The following is a 17,488-nucleotide window of genomic DNA, read 5'->3' on the forward strand; positions in this document are numbered from 1 at the left end:
GGTAAGGTCGAAGCATGCCACGTGAGACCGGGCGGAAGCTCGTCGCCCAGAACAAGCGTGCCCGCCACGACTACCACGTCGAGGACACTTTCGAGGCGGGCCTGGTGCTGCAGGGCACCGAGGTCAAGTCGCTGCGCGCGGGCAAGGCGTCGCTCATCGACGGCTACGCGTCCATCGACGACGGTGAGGCGTGGCTGCTCAACGTCCACATCCCCGAGTACTCCCAGGGGACGTGGACGAACCACGCCGCCCGCCGTAAGCGCAAGCTCCTGCTCAACCGCAAGGAGATCGACAGGCTCGCCGCCAAGGTCAAGGAGGGCGGGCTGACGATCGTGCCGCTGTCGCTCTACTTCAAGGACGGCAGGGCCAAGATCGAGATCGGGCTCGCCCGCGGCAAGAAGGACTGGGACAAGCGCCAGTCCTTGAAGGAACAGCAGGACAAGCGGGAGATGGCCCGGGCCGTCCGCCACCGCAACCGATGAGACTTCACGTTCGCAGAGTCCTGGCGGCGGCCGTCACGATGACGGTCGCCGGCATGACGTTGACCGGGTGCTTCGAGGAGCCCTCCGCGCACGAGGCCGTGCGCGACTTCCTCGTCGGCTGGCAGTCGGGCGACTACGCCCTGGCGGCGAGCCGTACCGACGGCGACCCGACGGCGGTCGCCAGGGCGCTGGAGGACGCCCGCGTGCACCTGGACGCGGCCTCCTTCCGCTTCAAGATCAAGAGCCTGACCGAGAACGGCGGCGAGTCGACGGCCGACTTCGCGGCCGAGGTCGACCTCGGCGAGAACAACTCGCTGTGGGAGTACACAAGCAAGCTGCCGCTGCACCTGGTCGACGGCGTGTGGAAGGTGCGCTGGTCGCCCAGCGTCATCCACCCCCAGTTGCACGAGGGGCAGCGGTTCGCGGTGGAGGCCAAGCCCGAGCCGCGCCGCTCGGTGCTCGACCGGACGGGCGAGCCGCTGCAGAAGGACGCCACGCTCTACGTGGCAGGTGTGACCCCCGTGACGCTCGGCGACAACGCCGAGAAGGCGGTCGAGCAGCTCGCCGCGCTCACGGGCTTCGCCCAGGACCGGCTGCTGAGCCGTGTCAGGTCGGCGCCGCCCAGCACGTTCGTGCCGCTGGTCACCTTCGGCCGGCTGAAGTTCGGCCAGCTCGAGTCCAAGCTGAAGGCCATCCCCGGCGTCACCATCCAGGAGCAGAAGCAGCCAGTGGCGCCCGCCGCGCCCGAGCAGATCGTGGGCACGGTGAGCGCGCTGACCGCCGAGACCGAGCAGGAGCTCGGCGGCCCGCAACGCGCGGGCGACTCCGTCGGCCTGACCGGGCTGCAGAAGGCCTACCAGGACAACCTGACGGGCTCCACGCAGACCTCGGTGGTCACGCTCGACCTCAAGACCGGCGAGCAGGTCGCCGAGCTCAAGAAGTGGCCTGGGCGGCCGAACGCGCCCGTCGAGACCACGATCGACAGCACGATCCAGGAGGCCGCCGAGGCGGCGCTCGCGGGCACCAGGTCGGCGACGATGGTGGCGGTCAAGGCCTCCACGGGCGAGGTGCTCGCGGTGAGCGCCTCCCACAACCTCAACGAGGAGAAGGACGCGCTGGCGGGCAAGTACCCCGCGGGCACCGCCTTCTCGATCGTCGCGGCCGAGGCGTTGCTGAAGAAGGGCGTCAAGCCGAGCCAGCGGCTGTCCTGTCCCGCCGAGCGGTCGGTCGGCGGGGCCAGGTTCGAGCAGGTGGGGCTGTCGGCCACCGCCACGCAGAGCTTCCAGTCGAGCTTCGCCAAGAGCTGTGTCACGGCGCTGGCCTCGCTCGCCCGCAGGGTCACCGGTGACGAGCTGACCGGGGCCGCGGCCGATTTCGGCCTGGGCAAGCCGTGGAAGCTGCCGCTGAAGTCCTTCAGCGGCAAGATCGCCAAGCTCGACTCCGACGCCGACAAGGCCAGGGCCATCGCGGGCCAGAACGTCGAGGTCAGCCCGCTGGCGATGGCGCTGGTCGCGGGTGCCGTCGCCAAGGGCACCTGGCGGCCGCCGCTGCTGGTCGTCAAGCCCGCCACGCCTGACCCGACCGCCGAGGTGCTGCCCGCCAAGCCGCCCGCGCCTGTGACGTTGGACGCCAAGACGCTGCCGGTCCTGCAGGCGATGATGCGCGCGGGCGTCACGTCGGGTACGGCGGCCGCGGCGGCCACGGGAGGCGAGCAGGTCTCGGGCATCACCGCCCCGGTGACGGGCAAGAGCAAGAAGCAGGCGTGGTTCGTGGGGTGGCAGGGCGATGTGGCCGTGGCCGTCTTCGCCGAGGAGGCCGACCCCGCCTCCTACGCGGGCCGCTTCTTCTCGGCGCTTCGCAACCCTGCGTGAAATTATTCTCACACTGAGCAACCATTGGCGGGCGCGGCTGCGTCTTCCAAAGTGACCAGGCCCGATCGGGGGGTTGCGGATCTGGTCGTCGTGATGAGACAGGACTTCATCTCGGGGGAAGTCCTGCCGTCCAAACCGGCACGACCCTGCCGGTCGCCCCCGGGGGTGTTTCGCAGTTGTGCGCGCCTCCGGGGGTTCGCCCCGGGAATTGGGTTGGCGTTCCCCGTGTTGTCACATGTATCTTCGTGTTGCTCGGCCGTTCGCGGTCGTGTTGACAACTGCACAGGGGGTGATCGGTTTCGACTTTGACCTTGCAAGTCAGGTGAAGCGGGCCGAGGACTGCGGACATAACCTCGTTAATCCTGTGACCGCAAACAAACAAGTGCCAACTCTAAGCGCACTGAGGTCGGCCAGGGTTCCCTGGCTCTCGCTGCCTAAGTAGCGAAACCTCTGTCAGCCCGGGCATGCCTTCGGCCCGGGGTCTGGCATCGTCAGAAGGCTCAACCGCTCGACCCGGCCACGGGGGAGAGCGGGAAATCAAACAGTGGCTGAGCCTGTCGGTGACGCGCCTGCGCGAGCGCCGGGGCTGAGAAAACGTTAAGCAGGCTGCGCCCGGAGAAGCCCTGTCTTGGGGTTGAAGGACGCGGGTTCGATTCCCGCCACCTCCACCGATCCAGAAAGGCCCGGTTCCCGATGAGGGAACCGGGCCTTTCTGTTGTCCGGGCGTCCGTTCGCCGACCGAAGGCGTTGCTCTCCTGACCATCATTGGATAGTGTGACTATCCAAGGTAAGGAGACAGTCATGATCGTCCTCATCGCTCTTGTCGCGAGCACTCTCGTCTTCCGGCTCATGGGCGCGCTGGGCGTGCGCCGCTTCGACACCTGGGTGGTGGCCGCCGCGCACGGCATGGCCGTCATGCTCGTGCTGGCGGCCAGCGCCCACTTCGTCCCCGAAGGCGTCACCGTGATGCCCAACCACGCCGACATGGTGGCCATCGTGCCGCCGTTCGTGCCGTTCCCCAGCCTGATGGTCTACCTGACCGGCGTGTTCGAGCTGCTGGGCGCGCTCGGGCTGGTGATCCGCTCGACCCGGTGGGCCGCCGGGCTCGCTCTCGCCCTGCTCTTCGTGCTGCTGCTGCCCGCCAACGTCTACGCCGCCGTCGCCGACATCCCCTTCGGCGGCGAGGCCGCCACGCCGCTCTGGCAGCGGATCCCCGAGCAGATCCTCTACATCGCCATCGTGCTCTGGGCCGCGGCCTCGGCGCCGCGGCCGCAGTGGGCGCAGCGACCCCTCCTGCGCAAGGCGTAGGCGAGAGTGGCGGCGCCGAGAGCCGCGCCCCAGACCGGCCAGAAGCACTCGGGCAGCCACGCGCCCCACTCCGACAGTTCGAAGGCCCCCGCCAGCGACCGCCTGATGTAGGTCAGGCCCGCCTCGGTGATGATGATCGCGACCAGGGTGGCGGGGACGATGGCGAGGAGCGGCGGCACGCGCCTTCCACGCAGGCCGACCATCCAGCGGGGGAAGACCTCGCCCCAGCGCTGCGCCAGCCCGAGGGTCAGCAGCCCGCCGAGGGCGCCGAAGGTCGCCAGGTAGGCCCCCGCCATCCAGATGCCGGGCGCGTCCCTGTCACCCTGCTCCAGGAAGCCCTCGCTCACGCCGAGCGGGATGCCGAGCGCCCACGCCCACCGGGTGGCGCAGTAGAACAGCGGGGTGGCGACGGCGACGGCGACGGCCGTACGCCCCCATCGGGCGGCCGCGGAAGGGCTCGTCCAGCCCCCGCCGTCGTCGGTACGCCCGCAGGGCACGCAAGCGTCGCGGCGGCGGCGCTGGGCGGCCACCGCGGCCGCGGCGAGCAGGGCGCCGCCGAGCACGCACAGCAGCTGGTTGACCACCGGCCACTGCCACACATCGCCGAGGCCGACTTCTCCCCACGGCCCGTCGAGGAAGGCGGACACGCTCAGCAGCGGCGTGTAGGCCACGCCCATCATGAGGCGGGAGTCGGGCACCACCAGTACGAGGAATGCGGCCAGCGGCCACGCGGCCATCAGCGGGGCCCTGCCGCGTCCGCGCAGCAGCGCGACCGAGGTGGCCAGGCAGACCAGGGCGAAGGCGGCGATCCACCAGCCGCCGGGGTCGGGGGAGAGCCACGCCAGAAGGGAGCCCTGGCCGTCAGGATCGGGGTCGCTCGCGCCCCACGGGAAACCGGGTGCGCCCAGCGCCCATGACACGCCGAGCGCCGCGTAGCCGACCGACCAGACGGCCGCCGCGTGGCCCGCCTTCGAGATGATCGTTGTCATGACTCCAGCCTCGGGCCGGCACCCGGGCAGGGACCATGTGCCGTTCGGCAGGTAATGGCCGTTCCCTGGGCCCCGCCGGGTGCCGTTCGGCATGTCCGTATCGTGGCTGCCGTGGAGTTCTCGGTGGTGCCGCTGGTCGCGGCGGTGGGCGTGCTGGCGTGGGGGGTCGTCGGCGGCGCCCGCAGGTGGGTGCGCCTGCCCACGGCGGCCTGTGTGGCCGCCGTCCTGTCCCTGGCGGTCACCTGCTGGTACGTGATCAGCGGCCCGCGCAGGGGCGAGGACCTGATGGGGCTGGCCGAGAGCCTCGCGCTGACCGCGCTGGTCGGCCTGATCGCCCGACGGTCCCCCGCACGGCAGGCCGTGCCGTCCGGCCTGCTGTCGGGCGCCGCCGCGTCGGTGTGGCTGCTGCGCTACATGGTCCCCGCCTCGCCGCTGGAGGGCCTGGGGATGTGCGCGTTCTGGGGTCTCGGCGTGTGCGGCGTCGCAGGCGTGGGCCTCTACCTCCGCTCGCTCGACACCCGGCGGGTGCGGGCGGTCGAGGACGAGCGGGCCAGGCAGCGGCTGCGCCTGGCCAGGGACCTGCACGACTTCGTCGCCCATGACGTCAGCGAGATGGTGGCGCAGGCGCAGGCAGGGCAGGTGGTCGGCGCGGCCGAGCCCGCCCAGGCGCTGGCGGCGCTCCAGCGGGTCGAACAGGCGGGGCTGCGGGCGATGGCGACGCTGGACCGCACCGTGCTGGAACTGCACGACAGTCCTGGCCTGGCAGGGCTCGCCGACCTGGCCGCCAGGTTCACCTCGGCGGGGCCCGCCCGTGTGGAGCTCAGCGTCGACGACGTCGAGGTCCCTGAGGAAGTGGCAGGACTGGGCTACCGGATCGTCGTCGAGGCGCTGACCAACGTCCGCCGCCACGCCCCCGAGGCGACCAGAGTGGACGTCACCGTCCGGGCCGAGGGCGCGGCGCTCATGGTGAGCGTGGCCGACGACGGAGCCGGCGGCGCGAAGCCGGGCGAGGCGCGCGGCGGGTCGGGACTTCCCGCGCAGGCGGACGGTGGGTCCGGACTTCCCGCGCAGGCGCGCGGTGGGTCCGGACTTCCCGCGCAGGCGCGCGGTGGGTCCGGGCTTCCCGCGTTGAGGGAGCGGGTCGAGGCGATGGGCGGGACGCTGCGGGCCACCGCCGTGCCAGGAGGGTGGTCGCTGGCGGCGCGGCTGCCTCTGGGACGATGAGCGGCGTGACAACGCGGATCCTCATCGCCGACGACCAGGAAGGCATCCGGAGCGCGTTCCGGCTCGTTCTGGACGCCCAGCCTGACATGACCGTGGTCGCCGAGGCCGCCGACGGCGCAACCGCGGTCGAGACCGCGCTCGCCATCCGTCCTGACGTGGTGCTCGCCGACATCCGCATGCCCCGTGCCGATGGCATCGAGGTCACGCGAGCCCTGGCGGAGACCGGCATTCACGTCGTGGTCGTGACGACGTTCGGCGAGGAGGCGTACGTGCGGGCGGCGCTGCGCCACGGCGCATCGGGATTCGTGCTCAAGCGCTCGGGGCCCATGCTGCTCGTCGAGGCCGTACGGGCGGCGATGAGCGGGGACGTGCTCATCAGCCCCCAGCTCACGGTCGGCCTGCTGCGCGGTTCGAGCGCGCCCGACGCCCCCGCGGAGGACCCCGGGCTCACCGACAGGGAGGACGACGTCGCCCGCCTGGTCGCCCAGGCCAAGACCAACGCCGAGATCGCCGAGGAGCTCTTCCTGTCGGCGGGAACGGTCAAGAACCACATCGCCAGCATCCAGCGCAAGCTCGGCGTGAGGAACAGGGTCGGCATCGCGGCGTGGGCGTGGAGTACCGGCCGGGCAGATACACCCTGATTCGATAGCATCGCGGGCTATGGCCGCGATCGTGACCAACTGGGCGGGAAACCTCGCCTTCCACGCCTCTGACGTGCACCGCCCGGCCTCGATCGAGGAGCTGAGAGCCCTGGTGGCGCGGTCGTCGTCGGTGCGCGCGCTCGGCAGCGGCCACTCCTTCAGCGACGTGGCCGACACCAGGGGCGCGCTCGTCTCGCTGGACGCGCTGCCGCGCACGGTCGAGATCACGGACACCGGCGTGCGGGTGGGCGGCGCCGTACGCTACGCCGAGCTGGGCCCGACGCTGCACGAGGCGGGATTCGCGCTGCACAACCTGGCCTCGCTGCCGCACATCTCGGTCGCGGGCTCCGTCGCCACGGCCACGCACGGCTCGGGCGACGGCAACGGCAACCTCGCGACCGCGGTGTCCGCCATCGAGCTGGTCACCGCCGACGGCGACCTGGTGACCCTCCGCAGGGGCGACCCGCGCTTCGCGGGCGCCGTGGTCGGGCTCGGCGCGCTGGGGATCGTGGTCGGGCTGACGCTCGATCTGGTGCCCACCTTCGAGATGCGGCAGCACGTCTTCGAGGGCCTGCCGTTCGACGTGCTCGACGACCACTTCGACGAGGTCTTCGCCGGCGGCTACAGCGTGAGCCTGTTCACCAGGTGGGCCGGCCCCGTGATCGACCAGGTGTGGGTGAAGCGGCGCGATGCCGAGCGGCCCGAGATGTTCGGCGCCAGACCGGCCGACGGGCCGCGGCATCCCATCCCTGGCGCGTCGGCCGAGCCGTGCACCGAACAACTCGGCGTGCCCGGGCCCTGGTACGCGCGGCTCCCGCACTTCCGGCCCGAGTTCACGCCGAGCGCGGGTGAGGAACTGCAGTCGGAGTTCCTGCTGCCCAGGAGGCACGCCGTGGCCGCTCTGCGCGCGCTCGCCGAGGCGCGCGACAGCTTCGCCCCCGTGGTGCTGATCTCGGAGATCAGGACCGTCGCCGCCGACGGCCTGTGGCTGAGCCCCGCCTACGGGCAGGACGTCGTCGGATTCCACTTCACCTGGGTCAAGGACGCCGCTCTCGTGCGGGCGGCCGTCAAGACGGTGGAAGCGGCGCTGGAGCCGTACGCGGCCAGGCCCCACTGGGGCAAGCTGTTCACCGTCCCGGCCCGCTACGAGCGGATGCACGACTTCGCGTCGCTCGTGCGGGACTTCGACCCGGAGGGCGTGTTCGCCAACGACTTCCTGCGTAGGGTCATGTGATGCGGTTCGGGATCCTGGGCCCCGTCGAGGCGCGACGGGCCGACGGCGGCGCGATCACCGTCGGCGGCGCCCGCCTGCGCGCCCTGCTGGCGATGCTCGTCCTCGACGCGGGCAGGATCGTGCCCACCGAGCGGCTCATCGAGGGCCTGTACGGCGAGCAGCCCGTGACCGGCGAGACCAACGCCCTGCAGTCGCAGATCTCCCGGCTGCGCAGGAACCTGGACACCCCGATCGAGTTCCACCCCGCCGGATACCGCCTGGCCGTCGACGGCGAGGAGGTCGACGCCCACCGCTTCGAGCGGCTGATCCGCCAGGGACGCGCCACGGAGTCGGCCGCCCAGCGGTCCGCGCTGCTCGCGGAGGCGCTGCGCCTGTGGAGGGGGCCCGCGCTCTCCGACGTGCGCGAGGCGCCGTTCGCTCCCGCGCAGGCGGCGCGGCTGGAGGAGCTGAGGGTCGACGCCACGGAGGACCGCGTCGAAGCCGACCTCGAACTGGGCAGGCACAGGGAGCTCGTGGCCGAGCTGCAGGAGCTGGTGGAGGCGCACCCGGTCAGGGAGCGGCTGCGCGGCCAGCTCATCAGGGCCATGTACGCCGGCGGCCGGCAGGCCGAGGCGCTGGCCGCCTTCGAGGACGCCCGCAGGACGCTGGCCGACGAGCTGGGCGTCGATCCCTCGCCGGAGCTGCGGGAGATCCACATGGCCGCGCTGCGCGGCGAGCTCTACACCCCGGCCACCGGTCGGCCGTCGCCCTCCGCGGTCCCCGACGAGCGCGAGCAGCGATCCGCCCGGACTCCTGCGCCGCCCGCCGCCCTGCCCTCGCAGCTCACCAGCTTCGTCGGCAGGGAGGGCGACCTGGCCGAGGTCGGCGGCCTGCTGGAGTGGGCCAGGCTGGTGACGCTCACGGGGCCGGGCGGCGCGGGCAAGACGAGGCTCGCCATCGAGGCGGCGGCCACGGTGCGCGGCGAGGTGGGCTTCGTCGAACTGGGCGCGCTGGCCGAGGGCGGCGACGTGGCGCAGGCCGTGCTCACCAGGCTGGGCCTGCGCGTCGGCCAGGACCAGCCCGATCCCGCCGAGCGTCTGGTCACCGCGCTGGCGGGCCGGCGGATGCTGCTCGTGCTCGACAACTGCGAGCACGTCGTGGAGGCGGCGGCCGGGCTCGCCCACCGCCTGCTCAGCGCCTGCCCCGATCTGCGCGTCCTGGCCACCAGCAGGGAGGCGCTCGGCATCACGGGCGAGCGCATCTGGCAGGTGCCACCGCTGCCCGGCTCGCTGGCCGTCCACCTGTTCGAGGACAGGGCCGCCGCCGTGCGGCCTGGGTTCGCGGTCGACGAGAGCAATCTCGCCGACGTCCAGCTGATCTGCGCGGGGCTCGACGGCCTGCCGCTGGCGATCGAGCTGGCCGCCGCCCGTCTGCGCTCGCTGTCGGTGGCCGAGGTCGCGGCCAGGCTGGACGGCGGGCTCGGGCTGCTGTCGCGCGGCAGCCGTACGGCGCAGCCGCGGCACCGCACGCTGCGCGCGGTGGTCGAGTGGAGCTGGGGTCTGCTGGACGAGGAGGAGCAGGAGGTCGCCAGGCGGCTGACGGTGTTCGCCGACGGCGCCAGGCTGGAGGCGGCCGAGAGGGTCTTCGGCACGAGGGACGCGGTCGAACTGCTCACGGGTCTGGCCGACAAGTCGCTGGTCGAGGTGGTCGGCGACCGCTACAGGATGCTCCAGACCATCCGCGCGTTCTGCGCCGAACGGCTGGACGAGGCGGGCGAGGTGGCCGCCTACCGCAGGGCCCACGCCGAATACTTCCTCGGCCTGCTGAGAGAGGCGGCCCCGCACCTGCTGCGCGCCGAGCAACTGGAGTGGGCGGCCATGCTCGACCCCGAGCACGACAACCTGCTGGCGGCCCTGAGCTGGGCCACCGCGCACGACCAGGCCATGGCGTTGCGGATCATCGCGGACCTGTCGACGTACTGGTGGCTGCGCGGACGGCGGGGCGTCGGCGTGCGGCCCGCCCGTGAGCTGCTGGCCGCCGTCGGCCCCCGGCCCCCCGAGGGGCTCGAGTCCGAGTACGTGATCTGCGTGACCAGCGCGGCCTCGGGCGGCGAGCACCTCGAGGTGGCGCAGAAGCTGATGCGCGAGATGGACCTGGTCGCCGACCGCCCGCAGGTGTCGTTCTTCTGGGGCAGCTTCGTCGGCCCCTCCTACGAGGACGGGTTCGTCGAGGTGATGATGGAGCGCGTCCAGGCCAGCGGCGACGCGTGGGTCAGGGGCCTCGACCACGTCGGCAGGGGCTACCTCTGCCATCTGATGCTGAGCGACGTCGAGGGCACCGAGCGGGAGTTCTCGCTCGCGCTCGACTACTTCCGCTCCCTCGGCGAGCGCCTCGGCACGGCGATGGCGCTGTCGGAACTGGTGAGGGTGGCCGCGTGGCGTGGCGACAGGGAGCGGTTCACCGAGCTGATCGAGGAGGCGCTGCGCCTGGTCGGCGAGCTCGGCGCGCAGGAGGACATCGCCGACCTGCTGTGCCAGCGCGGCGAGGGCGAGGCGCTGCTCGGCGACCTCGACAGGGCCGAGGCCGACTACCGGCGCGCGGTGGACCTGGCCCGGAGCGTCGGCGCGCTGGAGGGCACCACCAGGGCCAGCTGCGGCCTGGCCGAGGTGGCCAGGCTGCGCGGCGACCTGGACGAGGCGCGCCGCCGCTACGAGGAGCTGCGGGCCAGGGAGCCGAGCGGATCCTTCGGTGAGTCGCTGACGGACGTGCACGTCGGCGTGGCGCTCGGCCGCATCGCGGCGGCCGCGGGCGACCTCGAACGCGCCACGGCCATGCACGAGGAGGCCTTCGTCGCCGCGCTGCACGTGCAGAGCATGCCGGTGCTGGCGCTCGCGGTCGAGGGGCTCGCGGGCGTCGCGGGCCTGCGCGGCGACCACGACAGGGCGGCGACGCTGCTCGGCGTGGGATCGGGGCTGCGCGGCATGTCCCCGGCGGGCGACCCCGACGTCGCGCTGGTGCGCGACCGGGCCCGCTCGGCGCTGGGCGAGCAGGCCTTCGCCGAGGCGTACGCCAGGGGCGCGGCGCTGTCGCGTGAGGACGTGGCGGGGCTGCTGTGACGGCTCGGACGATCGGCGGATACACGCTGCTGCGGGTGCTCGGCCGCGGCGGGATGGGCGAGGTGCACCTGGCGTCCACCCCCACGGGAGGGCTGGCGGCGGTCAAGCTCATCCACCCCGCCCTGGCGCGTGACCCCGCCTTCAGGCGGCGCTTCTCCCGCGAGGTGTCGGCGGCCAGGAGCGTGGCCAGGTTCTGCACCGCGGCCGTGCTCGACGCCGGGCTGGACGGGGAGGTGGCCTACCTGGTCACCGAGTACGTCAAGGGGCCGGACCTGTCGCATGCCGTACGGGAGCAGGGGCCGCTGACCGGCGGGAACCTGGAGGCGCTTGCGGTGGGTATCGCGACCGCGCTGGCGGCCATCCACGGCGCGGGGGTGATCCACCGCGACCTCAAGCCGTCGAACGTGCTGCTGTCGCCCCTCGGGCCACGCGTGATCGACTTCGGCATCGCGCAGCTGATGGGCGCCGACAGCCTGGCCAGCCAGGCGATCATGGGGACGCCCGCGTTCATGGCTCCCGAGCAGGTACGCGGCGAGCAGGCCGGACCCTCGGCCGACGTGTTCGCCTGGGGCGGCCTGATCGCGTTCGCGGGCACCGGGCGGTTGCCCTTCGGCGGGGGAGCGCCCGCCGAGGTGCTGTACAGGATCGTCAACGAGGGCCCCCGGTTGCAGGGGCTCGACGAGCGGATGCGCGGGGTCGTCGAGTGGGCGATGGCCAAGGATCCGGGCAGGCGGCCGACGGCCCACCGGCTGCTGGCAGAGCTGGTAGGCGGTCAGCCGACCCCGGCGGCGGCCACCATGGTCGTCGAACGGACGTGGACCCCCGAGACCTTCCAGCGGGACCCGGAGACCTCTCACCGGAGCCCCGAGGTGGCGGTGCAGGGGTGGGGCGCGGCCGCGGCCTCAGGGCCCGCGGCGGCGCTCCCGCGGAGGAGGGGGCGGCGGTGGCCGTGGGTGGCAGGCGCGGCGGCCCTGGTGGTCGCGGCCGCGGTGGCGGGCCTGGTGATGTTCAGGCCGGGGGCGCCGGCCTGGCCGTACCAGGCCGACTTCACCGACGGCTGGGAGACGGGCCGCACCGACGGCGGCACCGTCGCGCTGTCGGGTGACGGCTACGTGCTCACCGCCAACCCCGGCTGGCGGCTGTGGCGCTCGGCGCCGCTGCCCACGGAGCCCGGCACCGGGGCGGTGATCAGCGCGAAGGGCAGGCAGGTCACCGGCACCGGCGAGTTCGGCGTGTGGTGCAGGGGAGTCGACGCCGCCCGGCGGTACGAGTTCGCCGTGACCAGCGCGGGGCAGGCCACGATCACCAAACGCCGGGCGGGCAAGGGCACGCTCCTCGACAGCGGCGCCGCGCCCGAGAAGTCCGGCGATCGCCGCATCGTCGCCGAATGCAGGAGTGAGGGGCCGAAGACGGTCCTGCGCATGTGGCTCGACGAGGAGCTGGTCGGCGAGGCCGCTGACGCGAACGGCCCGCTCGGCCCAGGACCGAGCGGGGTGTTCGCCGCCCCCGACGGCGACCAGCGGATCAGCGTCAGGTTCGGCTCGTTCGACGTGCGGGCCGCACAAGGATGAGCGCGCGGTTCCTTCTGCTCGGGCCGCTGGCCGTGCGGGACGGGGAACGTGATGTCACCCCCGGCCCCGCCAAGCACAGGGTGCTGCTGGCGGCGCTGCTGCTGCACGCGGGACACGCCGTCACCGTCGACCGGCTGGTCGCCGCGGTGTGGGGCGAGGAGCCTCCCGCTTCGGCCGAGGCGGTGCTCAGGGTGTACGTGAGCGCGCTGCGCAAGGTCGTCGAGGGCATCAGGACCGTGCCCGGCGGCTACCTGCTGGCCGTGGAGCCGGACGAGGTCGACGCGCTGCGCTTCGAGCGCATGGTGGCGTCCGCCCGCAGAACCAGGGACGCGGGAGGCGCTCAGGAGGCGGCGGAGCTGCTGCGGGAGGCACTGGGGCTGTGGCGGGGACCCGCTCTCGACGGGATCGAGGGCGAGCTGCGGCGGGCGCGCGCCGTACCGCTGGAGGAACTGCGGCTGGCGGCGCTGGAGGAGCGGGTCGCGCTCGACCTGGGGCTCGGCAGGGGCGGAGAGGTGATCGGCGAGCTGCGCGCGCTGGTGGCGGCTCACCCGCTGAGGGAGCGGGCATGGACGCAGCTCATGCTGGCCCTTCACCAGGCGGGCCGCAGGTCGGAGGCGCTGGAGGCCTACCAGGCCGCACGCGGCACGCTCGTGGACGAGCTCGGTCTCGAGCCGGGACCCGAGCTGCGCGAGGCGCACGACAGGGTGCTCGCCGAGGACGACAGACCGAGCGTCCCCCACGAGACGCCGCCGGACGTCGCCGACTTCACCGGCCGGAAGGCGGTGCTCGGGTGGATCGCCGCGGCGGTCCCCGCGCCGGGGGCGGCGCCCGTCCACCTCGTCCTGTACGGCCCGGCGGGCTCGGGCAAGACCGCGCTCGCCGTCCACGCGGCCGGCAGGCTCGACCTGCCCGACGGCACGCTGTACGCCTCCCTGCGAGACAGGACGCCTGGCGCGGTCCTGGAGGACCTCGTGCGCTCGCTCGGCTGCCCTGACGGCGCGGTCCCACCGACGCTCGACGAGCGGGTGCGCCTCTACCGCAGCCTGGTGGCGGGCAGGCGGGTGCTCGTCGTGCTCGACGACGCCACCAGCGAGGCGCAGGTCAGGGCCCTGCTGCCGACGGGAGCGGGATGCATGACGCTGGTCACCAGCAGGTCGCCGCTGTTCGGCCTGGAGGCGGCCCGCGCCTATCCGCTCGACGTGCTGGAGCCCGGCGAGGCGGTGGCGATGCTGGAGGGGATCGTCGGCGCCGGCCGCGTCGCCGCCGAGCCCGAGCAGGCGCGGCGCATCGCGCGGCTGTGCGGGGGGCTGCCGCTGGCGCTGCGGATCGCGGGGTCGAGGCTGGCACGGCGCGGGGGATGGACGCTGGAGTACCTCGCCGACCTGCTGGGCGACGAGCGGGGCAGGCTGGACGAGCTGAGCGCGGGCGACCTCGCCGTCCGATCGAGCCTGGCCCTCGGCTACCGGGCGCTGGCCGACGACGAGCGTGTCCTCCTGCGCCGCCTCGGCGCCCTGACCTCGCCCGACTTCGCCCCGTGGATCGCCGCCGCCCTGCTCTCCCGTGACGGCGAACCGCGTGAGGGCAGGCGGGTGCTGGACGCGCTGACGGAGGCGGGGTTGCTGCAGGAGCGCGGCCTCGACCGGTACGGCTGGCATGACCTGACCCGCCTGTACGCCGCCGAGCGCCTGGCCGAGGAGGAGGGCGCGGCCTCGGCCGTCCTCGCGAGGGTCGCGGGGGAGATCCTCGACCGCGCCCGGAGGGCCAGGGAGCTGATGCTGCCCGCCGAGCCGGGGTCGGGGCTGACCCTCGCGCGGACCGCCGAACGGGACCTGGCGACCACCCGGCTGGCGGAGTCGGCCCGCTGGCTGGCGGCCGAGCGCACGTTCATGGTCGCGGCGGTCACCGACCTGCACAGGGCGCGCATGGACGAGGCCGCCTGGCGTCTGGCGTTCTACCTGACCCCGCTGTTCGAGTTGGGCGCCTACCACGACGACTGGCGGGCGACGGCGCTGCTCGGCCTGGAGTCGGCGCGCAGGGCCGGGCACCCGCACGGTCAGGCGTTGCTGCTGCGCTCGCTCGCCGACCTCGACAGGGCGGAAGGCAGGCTGGAGGAGGCCGCGGACGCGCTGCGCGCCGCGCTTTCGCTGACCGAGCAGGGCGAGGTGGCACGCACGACGCTCAGGCTCGGCCTGGTGTATCGCGCCCAGGGCGACCTCGCCGAGGCGGAGCGCTGTTTCGCCGAGTGCCTGGCCGCCTTCGGCGCCGACCCCCGCGGCATGGCCGATGCGCTGAGGGCGCTGGGCGAGCTGCGGGGGAGCGAGGAACTGCTGCGCCGGGGGCTGGAGGGCTACAGGGAGCTGGGCGATCCGCGTGGCGAGGCGGCGGTCCTCCTCGACCTGGCCGCGCTCGTCCTCGGCCTGCGCAGGACGAAGGAGGCGAGGGACGCGGCCGAGCGGGCGCTGGGACTCAGCAGGAGGCTCGGCGACCGGCTGCCCGAGGCGGCCGCGGCGCTGGTGCTGGCGAACGTGGCCATGTCCGAAGGCCGACCCGACACGGCCGCCACGGCGGCGCGGGACGCGCTGGCCGTCTTCGAGACACACGGTGACGGGCGCGGAAGGGCCAGAGCGCTGCTGACGATCGCCGCTGCCAGTCTCGACCTCGATGAGGTGGATGAGGCGGTTGATGCGATTGCATCCGCTATGGGAGAGTTTGACGCTCTCGGTGACAGGCGTGGCCTCACCGAGGCAGAGGAGCTCGCGACAGAGGCGCGTCGCCGCCGTGGCCTGCGATAACAGCTGGCTATACGGATCCTGAACGTCGTCCTCCTAGCGTCGGGCTCGTTGATCCCCCGACCGCAAGAGGTAGAGCAGGATGCGAAGGAAGCTTGCGCTGGCGGCGATGCTCGCCACGACGTTGACCGGCTGCGGAATGCTGCCCGGCCAGCTCGCCGCCGGCGGCGGCGAGGAGAAGCAGCCCGTGCCCACGAAGGAGCAGACGGCCACGAAGGAGCAGACGGCCACCTCGGAACCGCCTTCCGGGCAGCCCGGGACCGGAGCCCCCGCCGCGCGGACCGAGGAACTCCAGGCGATCGCCAGCCGCAAGGTCAAGCACGACGAAAGCGATCTGCGGATCGACATCACCGGTCTCAAGCGGCAGGGCAAGATCGCCACGCTGACCTGGACCATCTCCAATCTCGCCACCTCCGACGCCGCGGGCGACGACTGGTACGTGGGAGCCAACCTGGGCAACGACGCCCTGGACTGGACCGTGGCGGGCGTCACGCTGATCGACCCGGTCAACGGCAAGCGGTACAGGGTGGCGCGCAAGGGGACGGGCGAGGACGCCGCCTGCGTGTGCAGCAGAGTGAACCAGCGCATCAAGGGCGGCGGATCGCTGGAGATGTACGCCGTCTACGGCGCGCCTCCCGCCGACGTCACCAAGCTGACCGTCGAATTCCCCGACCTGGGAGTCTTCACCGATGTTCCGGTTTCCTGAGCTGGCCGTCGCCGCCGTGCTCTCGGGGGCGGTGCTGGCCGATCCCGCCGTCCCGCCCGACGCCGCCTTCCAGGTGGAGGACCTGGTCTTCCCCGTCGAGGACATCGTCCCCGAGATCGAGTCCATGGACGGCTCGGAGAGCGAGTCCAGACTCGGCGAGGAGGTGACGGTGGCGCTCACCAGTGACGTGCTGTTCGCGCTGGACAAGTGGGTGCTGACGGCCGAGGCGAGGCAGCGGCTGGCGGGGGTGGCGGGGAAGGTCAAGGCGGAGTCGGCGGGTGGGGTGGTGAAGATCCAGGGTCACACCGACGACCAGGGCGCCGACGGGTACAACCAGGCGCTGTCGCTGAGGCGGGCGCGTGCCGTCCAGCAGGCGCTGGAACGGCTGGCGGCGGGTGCGGTGACGTTCGAGGCGGCGGGCTTCGGCGAGACCAGGCCCAGGCTGCCCAACCTGGTGAACGGCAGGCCGAGCGAGTTCAACAGGGCGAAGAACCGCCGCGTCGAGATCGTCTTCAACGTCAAGCAGTGAGCTGGCCGAGCGTCACGGTGAGCGTCTCGGTGGCGCCGTTCGACCTGAGCACCTCGATCTTGGCCTGATCACCCGGCTTCAGCTGCGCGAGGACCTCCGAGAGGTCGGACATCTGCGGGGTTTCGGTCCCGTTCACCGAGACGATCACGTCGCCCTCTCTGATCCCCGCCTTCGCCGCGCCTCCTCCGGCGGTGACCCTCACCACTCCGACGCCCGCGGGGGCGCCGTCGGAGCCGATCACCGTGCGGCCTGCGATGCCGAGCGCGGCCTTGCGCGTGTTGACGACCTTGCCGTACTTCACGATCTGCGCGGTGATGTCGGTGGCGGTGTTGCTGGGGATGGCGAACCCGATCCCCGGCGCGCTTCCCCGTAGCTGGGGGTCGGAGGCCACCAGCGTCGGGATGCCGACCACCTGCCCCGACAGGTCGACCAGCGCGCCGCCGCTGTTGCCCGGGTTGATCGCGGCCGAGGTCTGGATGGCGTTGGCGATCGTCGCGGCCGGCCCGCCGCCCTCGTCCTGCGGCTCGGTGATGGTACGCCCCAGTGCCGACACGATGCCGTTGGTGACGCTGCCCGAGAAGCCCAGCGGGTTGCCCATGGCCAGGACGATCTGGCCGACGCGCAGCTTCGATGAGTCGGCGAACCTGGCGGGGACGAGCCCTGCGGCGTCCTCCACCTTGATCACCGCGAGGTCGTCGGGCGGGAAGGCGGCGACCAGTCTCGCCTTGCGCGGCGCGCCGCCCGTCGCCAGCGTGACCTCCATCTCGGTCGCCTCGCCGACCACGTGGGCGTTGGTCACGATGTGTCCTGCCGCGTCATAGACGATGCCCGAACCGAGGCCGACGGCGGTGGTGATCTGGACGATCGACGGCAGCACGTCCTTGATGACCGTCTCGTAGGCCGCCTCAAGCTCGTGCGCCGATCCGGCCGTGGCGCTGCGGGAAGGCGTCGGCGACGCCGTGGGCGTGGGCGACGGCCTCGAGATGGAACCCGTGCAGCCGGTGATGAGCGAAACTGTGGCTGCGAGGGCTGCGACGATCATCCTCATG

13 protein-coding genes and 1 other RNA gene are annotated in these 17,488 nt (G+C 72.8%); 12 read left to right on the top strand and 2 right to left on the bottom strand.

All coding sequences use genetic code 11. From position 1 onward, the window contains the following. The first annotated feature begins 14 nt into the window (after positions 1–14). From smpB to AC3EO4_RS05815, 4 genes are all read left to right on the top strand, one after another. The gene (smpB, locus tag AC3EO4_RS05800; RefSeq protein WP_379571356.1) at positions 15–482 is read left to right on the top strand and encodes an SsrA-binding protein SmpB; all 468 of its coding nucleotides are present in this window, start codon (positions 15–17) and stop codon (positions 480–482) included. Then, positions 479–2,353, top strand: coding sequence for a penicillin-binding transpeptidase domain-containing protein (locus AC3EO4_RS05805; protein ID WP_431894131.1), 1,875 nt, complete (start codon positions 479–481; stop codon positions 2,351–2,353). Before smpB ends, AC3EO4_RS05805 begins: the two co-directional genes overlap by 4 nt. Positions 2,354–2,638: 285 nt before the next feature. Continuing rightward, positions 2,639–3,024, top strand: a transfer-messenger RNA (tmRNA) gene (ssrA, locus tag AC3EO4_RS05810). 130 nt (positions 3,025–3,154) lie between these two features. Then, on the top strand, positions 3,155–3,661 hold the full coding sequence (locus tag AC3EO4_RS05815) for a DoxX family protein (protein ID WP_431894133.1): 507 nt from the start codon (positions 3,155–3,157) through the stop codon (positions 3,659–3,661). Here AC3EO4_RS05815 and AC3EO4_RS05820 read toward each other — a convergent pair. Next, positions 3,580–4,650 carry a hypothetical protein gene (locus AC3EO4_RS05820; protein WP_431894135.1) on the bottom strand — a complete coding sequence of 357 codons (1,071 nt, stop codon included), beginning with the start codon at positions 4,648–4,650 and terminating at the stop codon, positions 3,580–3,582. The genes AC3EO4_RS05815 and AC3EO4_RS05820 overlap by 82 nt on opposite strands. A gap of 111 nt (positions 4,651–4,761) precedes the next feature. On the opposite strand from AC3EO4_RS05820, the gene AC3EO4_RS05825 reads away from it, so the two are divergent. The 8 genes from AC3EO4_RS05825 to AC3EO4_RS05860 all read left to right on the top strand — a co-directional run bounded on the left by AC3EO4_RS05825 (position 4,762) and on the right by AC3EO4_RS05860 (position 16,439). Next, entirely contained in the window at positions 4,762–5,874 is a 1,113-nt protein-coding gene (locus AC3EO4_RS05825) for a sensor histidine kinase (RefSeq protein WP_431894137.1), read from the top strand. Between the two features lie 5 nt (positions 5,875–5,879). Next, positions 5,880–6,515, top strand: coding sequence for a response regulator (locus AC3EO4_RS05830; protein WP_379571366.1), 636 nt, complete (start codon positions 5,880–5,882; stop codon positions 6,513–6,515). Positions 6,516–6,534: 19 nt separating this feature from the next. Continuing rightward, positions 6,535–7,749 carry an FAD-binding protein gene (locus AC3EO4_RS05835; protein ID WP_431894139.1) on the top strand — a complete coding sequence of 405 codons (1,215 nt, stop codon included), beginning with the start codon at positions 6,535–6,537 and terminating at the stop codon, positions 7,747–7,749. Then, the gene (locus AC3EO4_RS05840; protein ID WP_431894141.1) at positions 7,749–10,844 is read left to right on the top strand and encodes an AfsR/SARP family transcriptional regulator; all 3,096 of its coding nucleotides are present in this window, start codon (positions 7,749–7,751) and stop codon (positions 10,842–10,844) included. Before AC3EO4_RS05835 ends, AC3EO4_RS05840 begins: the two co-directional genes overlap by 1 nt. Continuing rightward, a complete protein-coding gene (locus AC3EO4_RS05845; RefSeq protein ID WP_431894142.1) occupies positions 10,841–12,415 on the top strand; it encodes a serine/threonine-protein kinase in 1,575 nt (524 codons plus the stop codon). Before AC3EO4_RS05840 ends, AC3EO4_RS05845 begins: the two co-directional genes overlap by 4 nt. After that, positions 12,412–15,207: an AfsR/SARP family transcriptional regulator gene (locus tag AC3EO4_RS05850; protein WP_431894144.1), complete on the top strand. Its 2,796-nt coding sequence runs from the start codon at positions 12,412–12,414 to the stop codon at positions 15,205–15,207. Before AC3EO4_RS05845 ends, AC3EO4_RS05850 begins: the two co-directional genes overlap by 4 nt. 79 nt (positions 15,208–15,286) lie before the next feature. Further along, positions 15,287–15,910 (top strand): hypothetical protein, encoded by a 624-nt coding sequence (locus AC3EO4_RS05855; protein WP_379571376.1) that lies wholly within the window; start codon positions 15,287–15,289, stop codon positions 15,908–15,910. Further along, positions 15,894–16,439: an OmpA family protein gene (locus tag AC3EO4_RS05860; protein WP_379571378.1), complete on the top strand. Its 546-nt coding sequence runs from the start codon at positions 15,894–15,896 to the stop codon at positions 16,437–16,439. The genes AC3EO4_RS05855 and AC3EO4_RS05860 overlap by 17 nt, the downstream gene beginning before the upstream one ends. Here the strand turns inward: AC3EO4_RS05860 and AC3EO4_RS05865 are convergent. Further along, the gene (locus AC3EO4_RS05865; protein ID WP_379571380.1) at positions 16,429–17,487 is read right to left on the bottom strand and encodes a S1C family serine protease; all 1,059 of its coding nucleotides are present in this window, start codon (positions 17,485–17,487) and stop codon (positions 16,429–16,431) included. The two genes, AC3EO4_RS05860 and AC3EO4_RS05865, sit on opposite strands and share 11 nt — an antisense overlap. Between the last annotated feature and the right edge of the window lies 1 nt (position 17,488).

This window comes from Nonomuraea sp. bgisy101 (genome assembly GCF_057708945.1).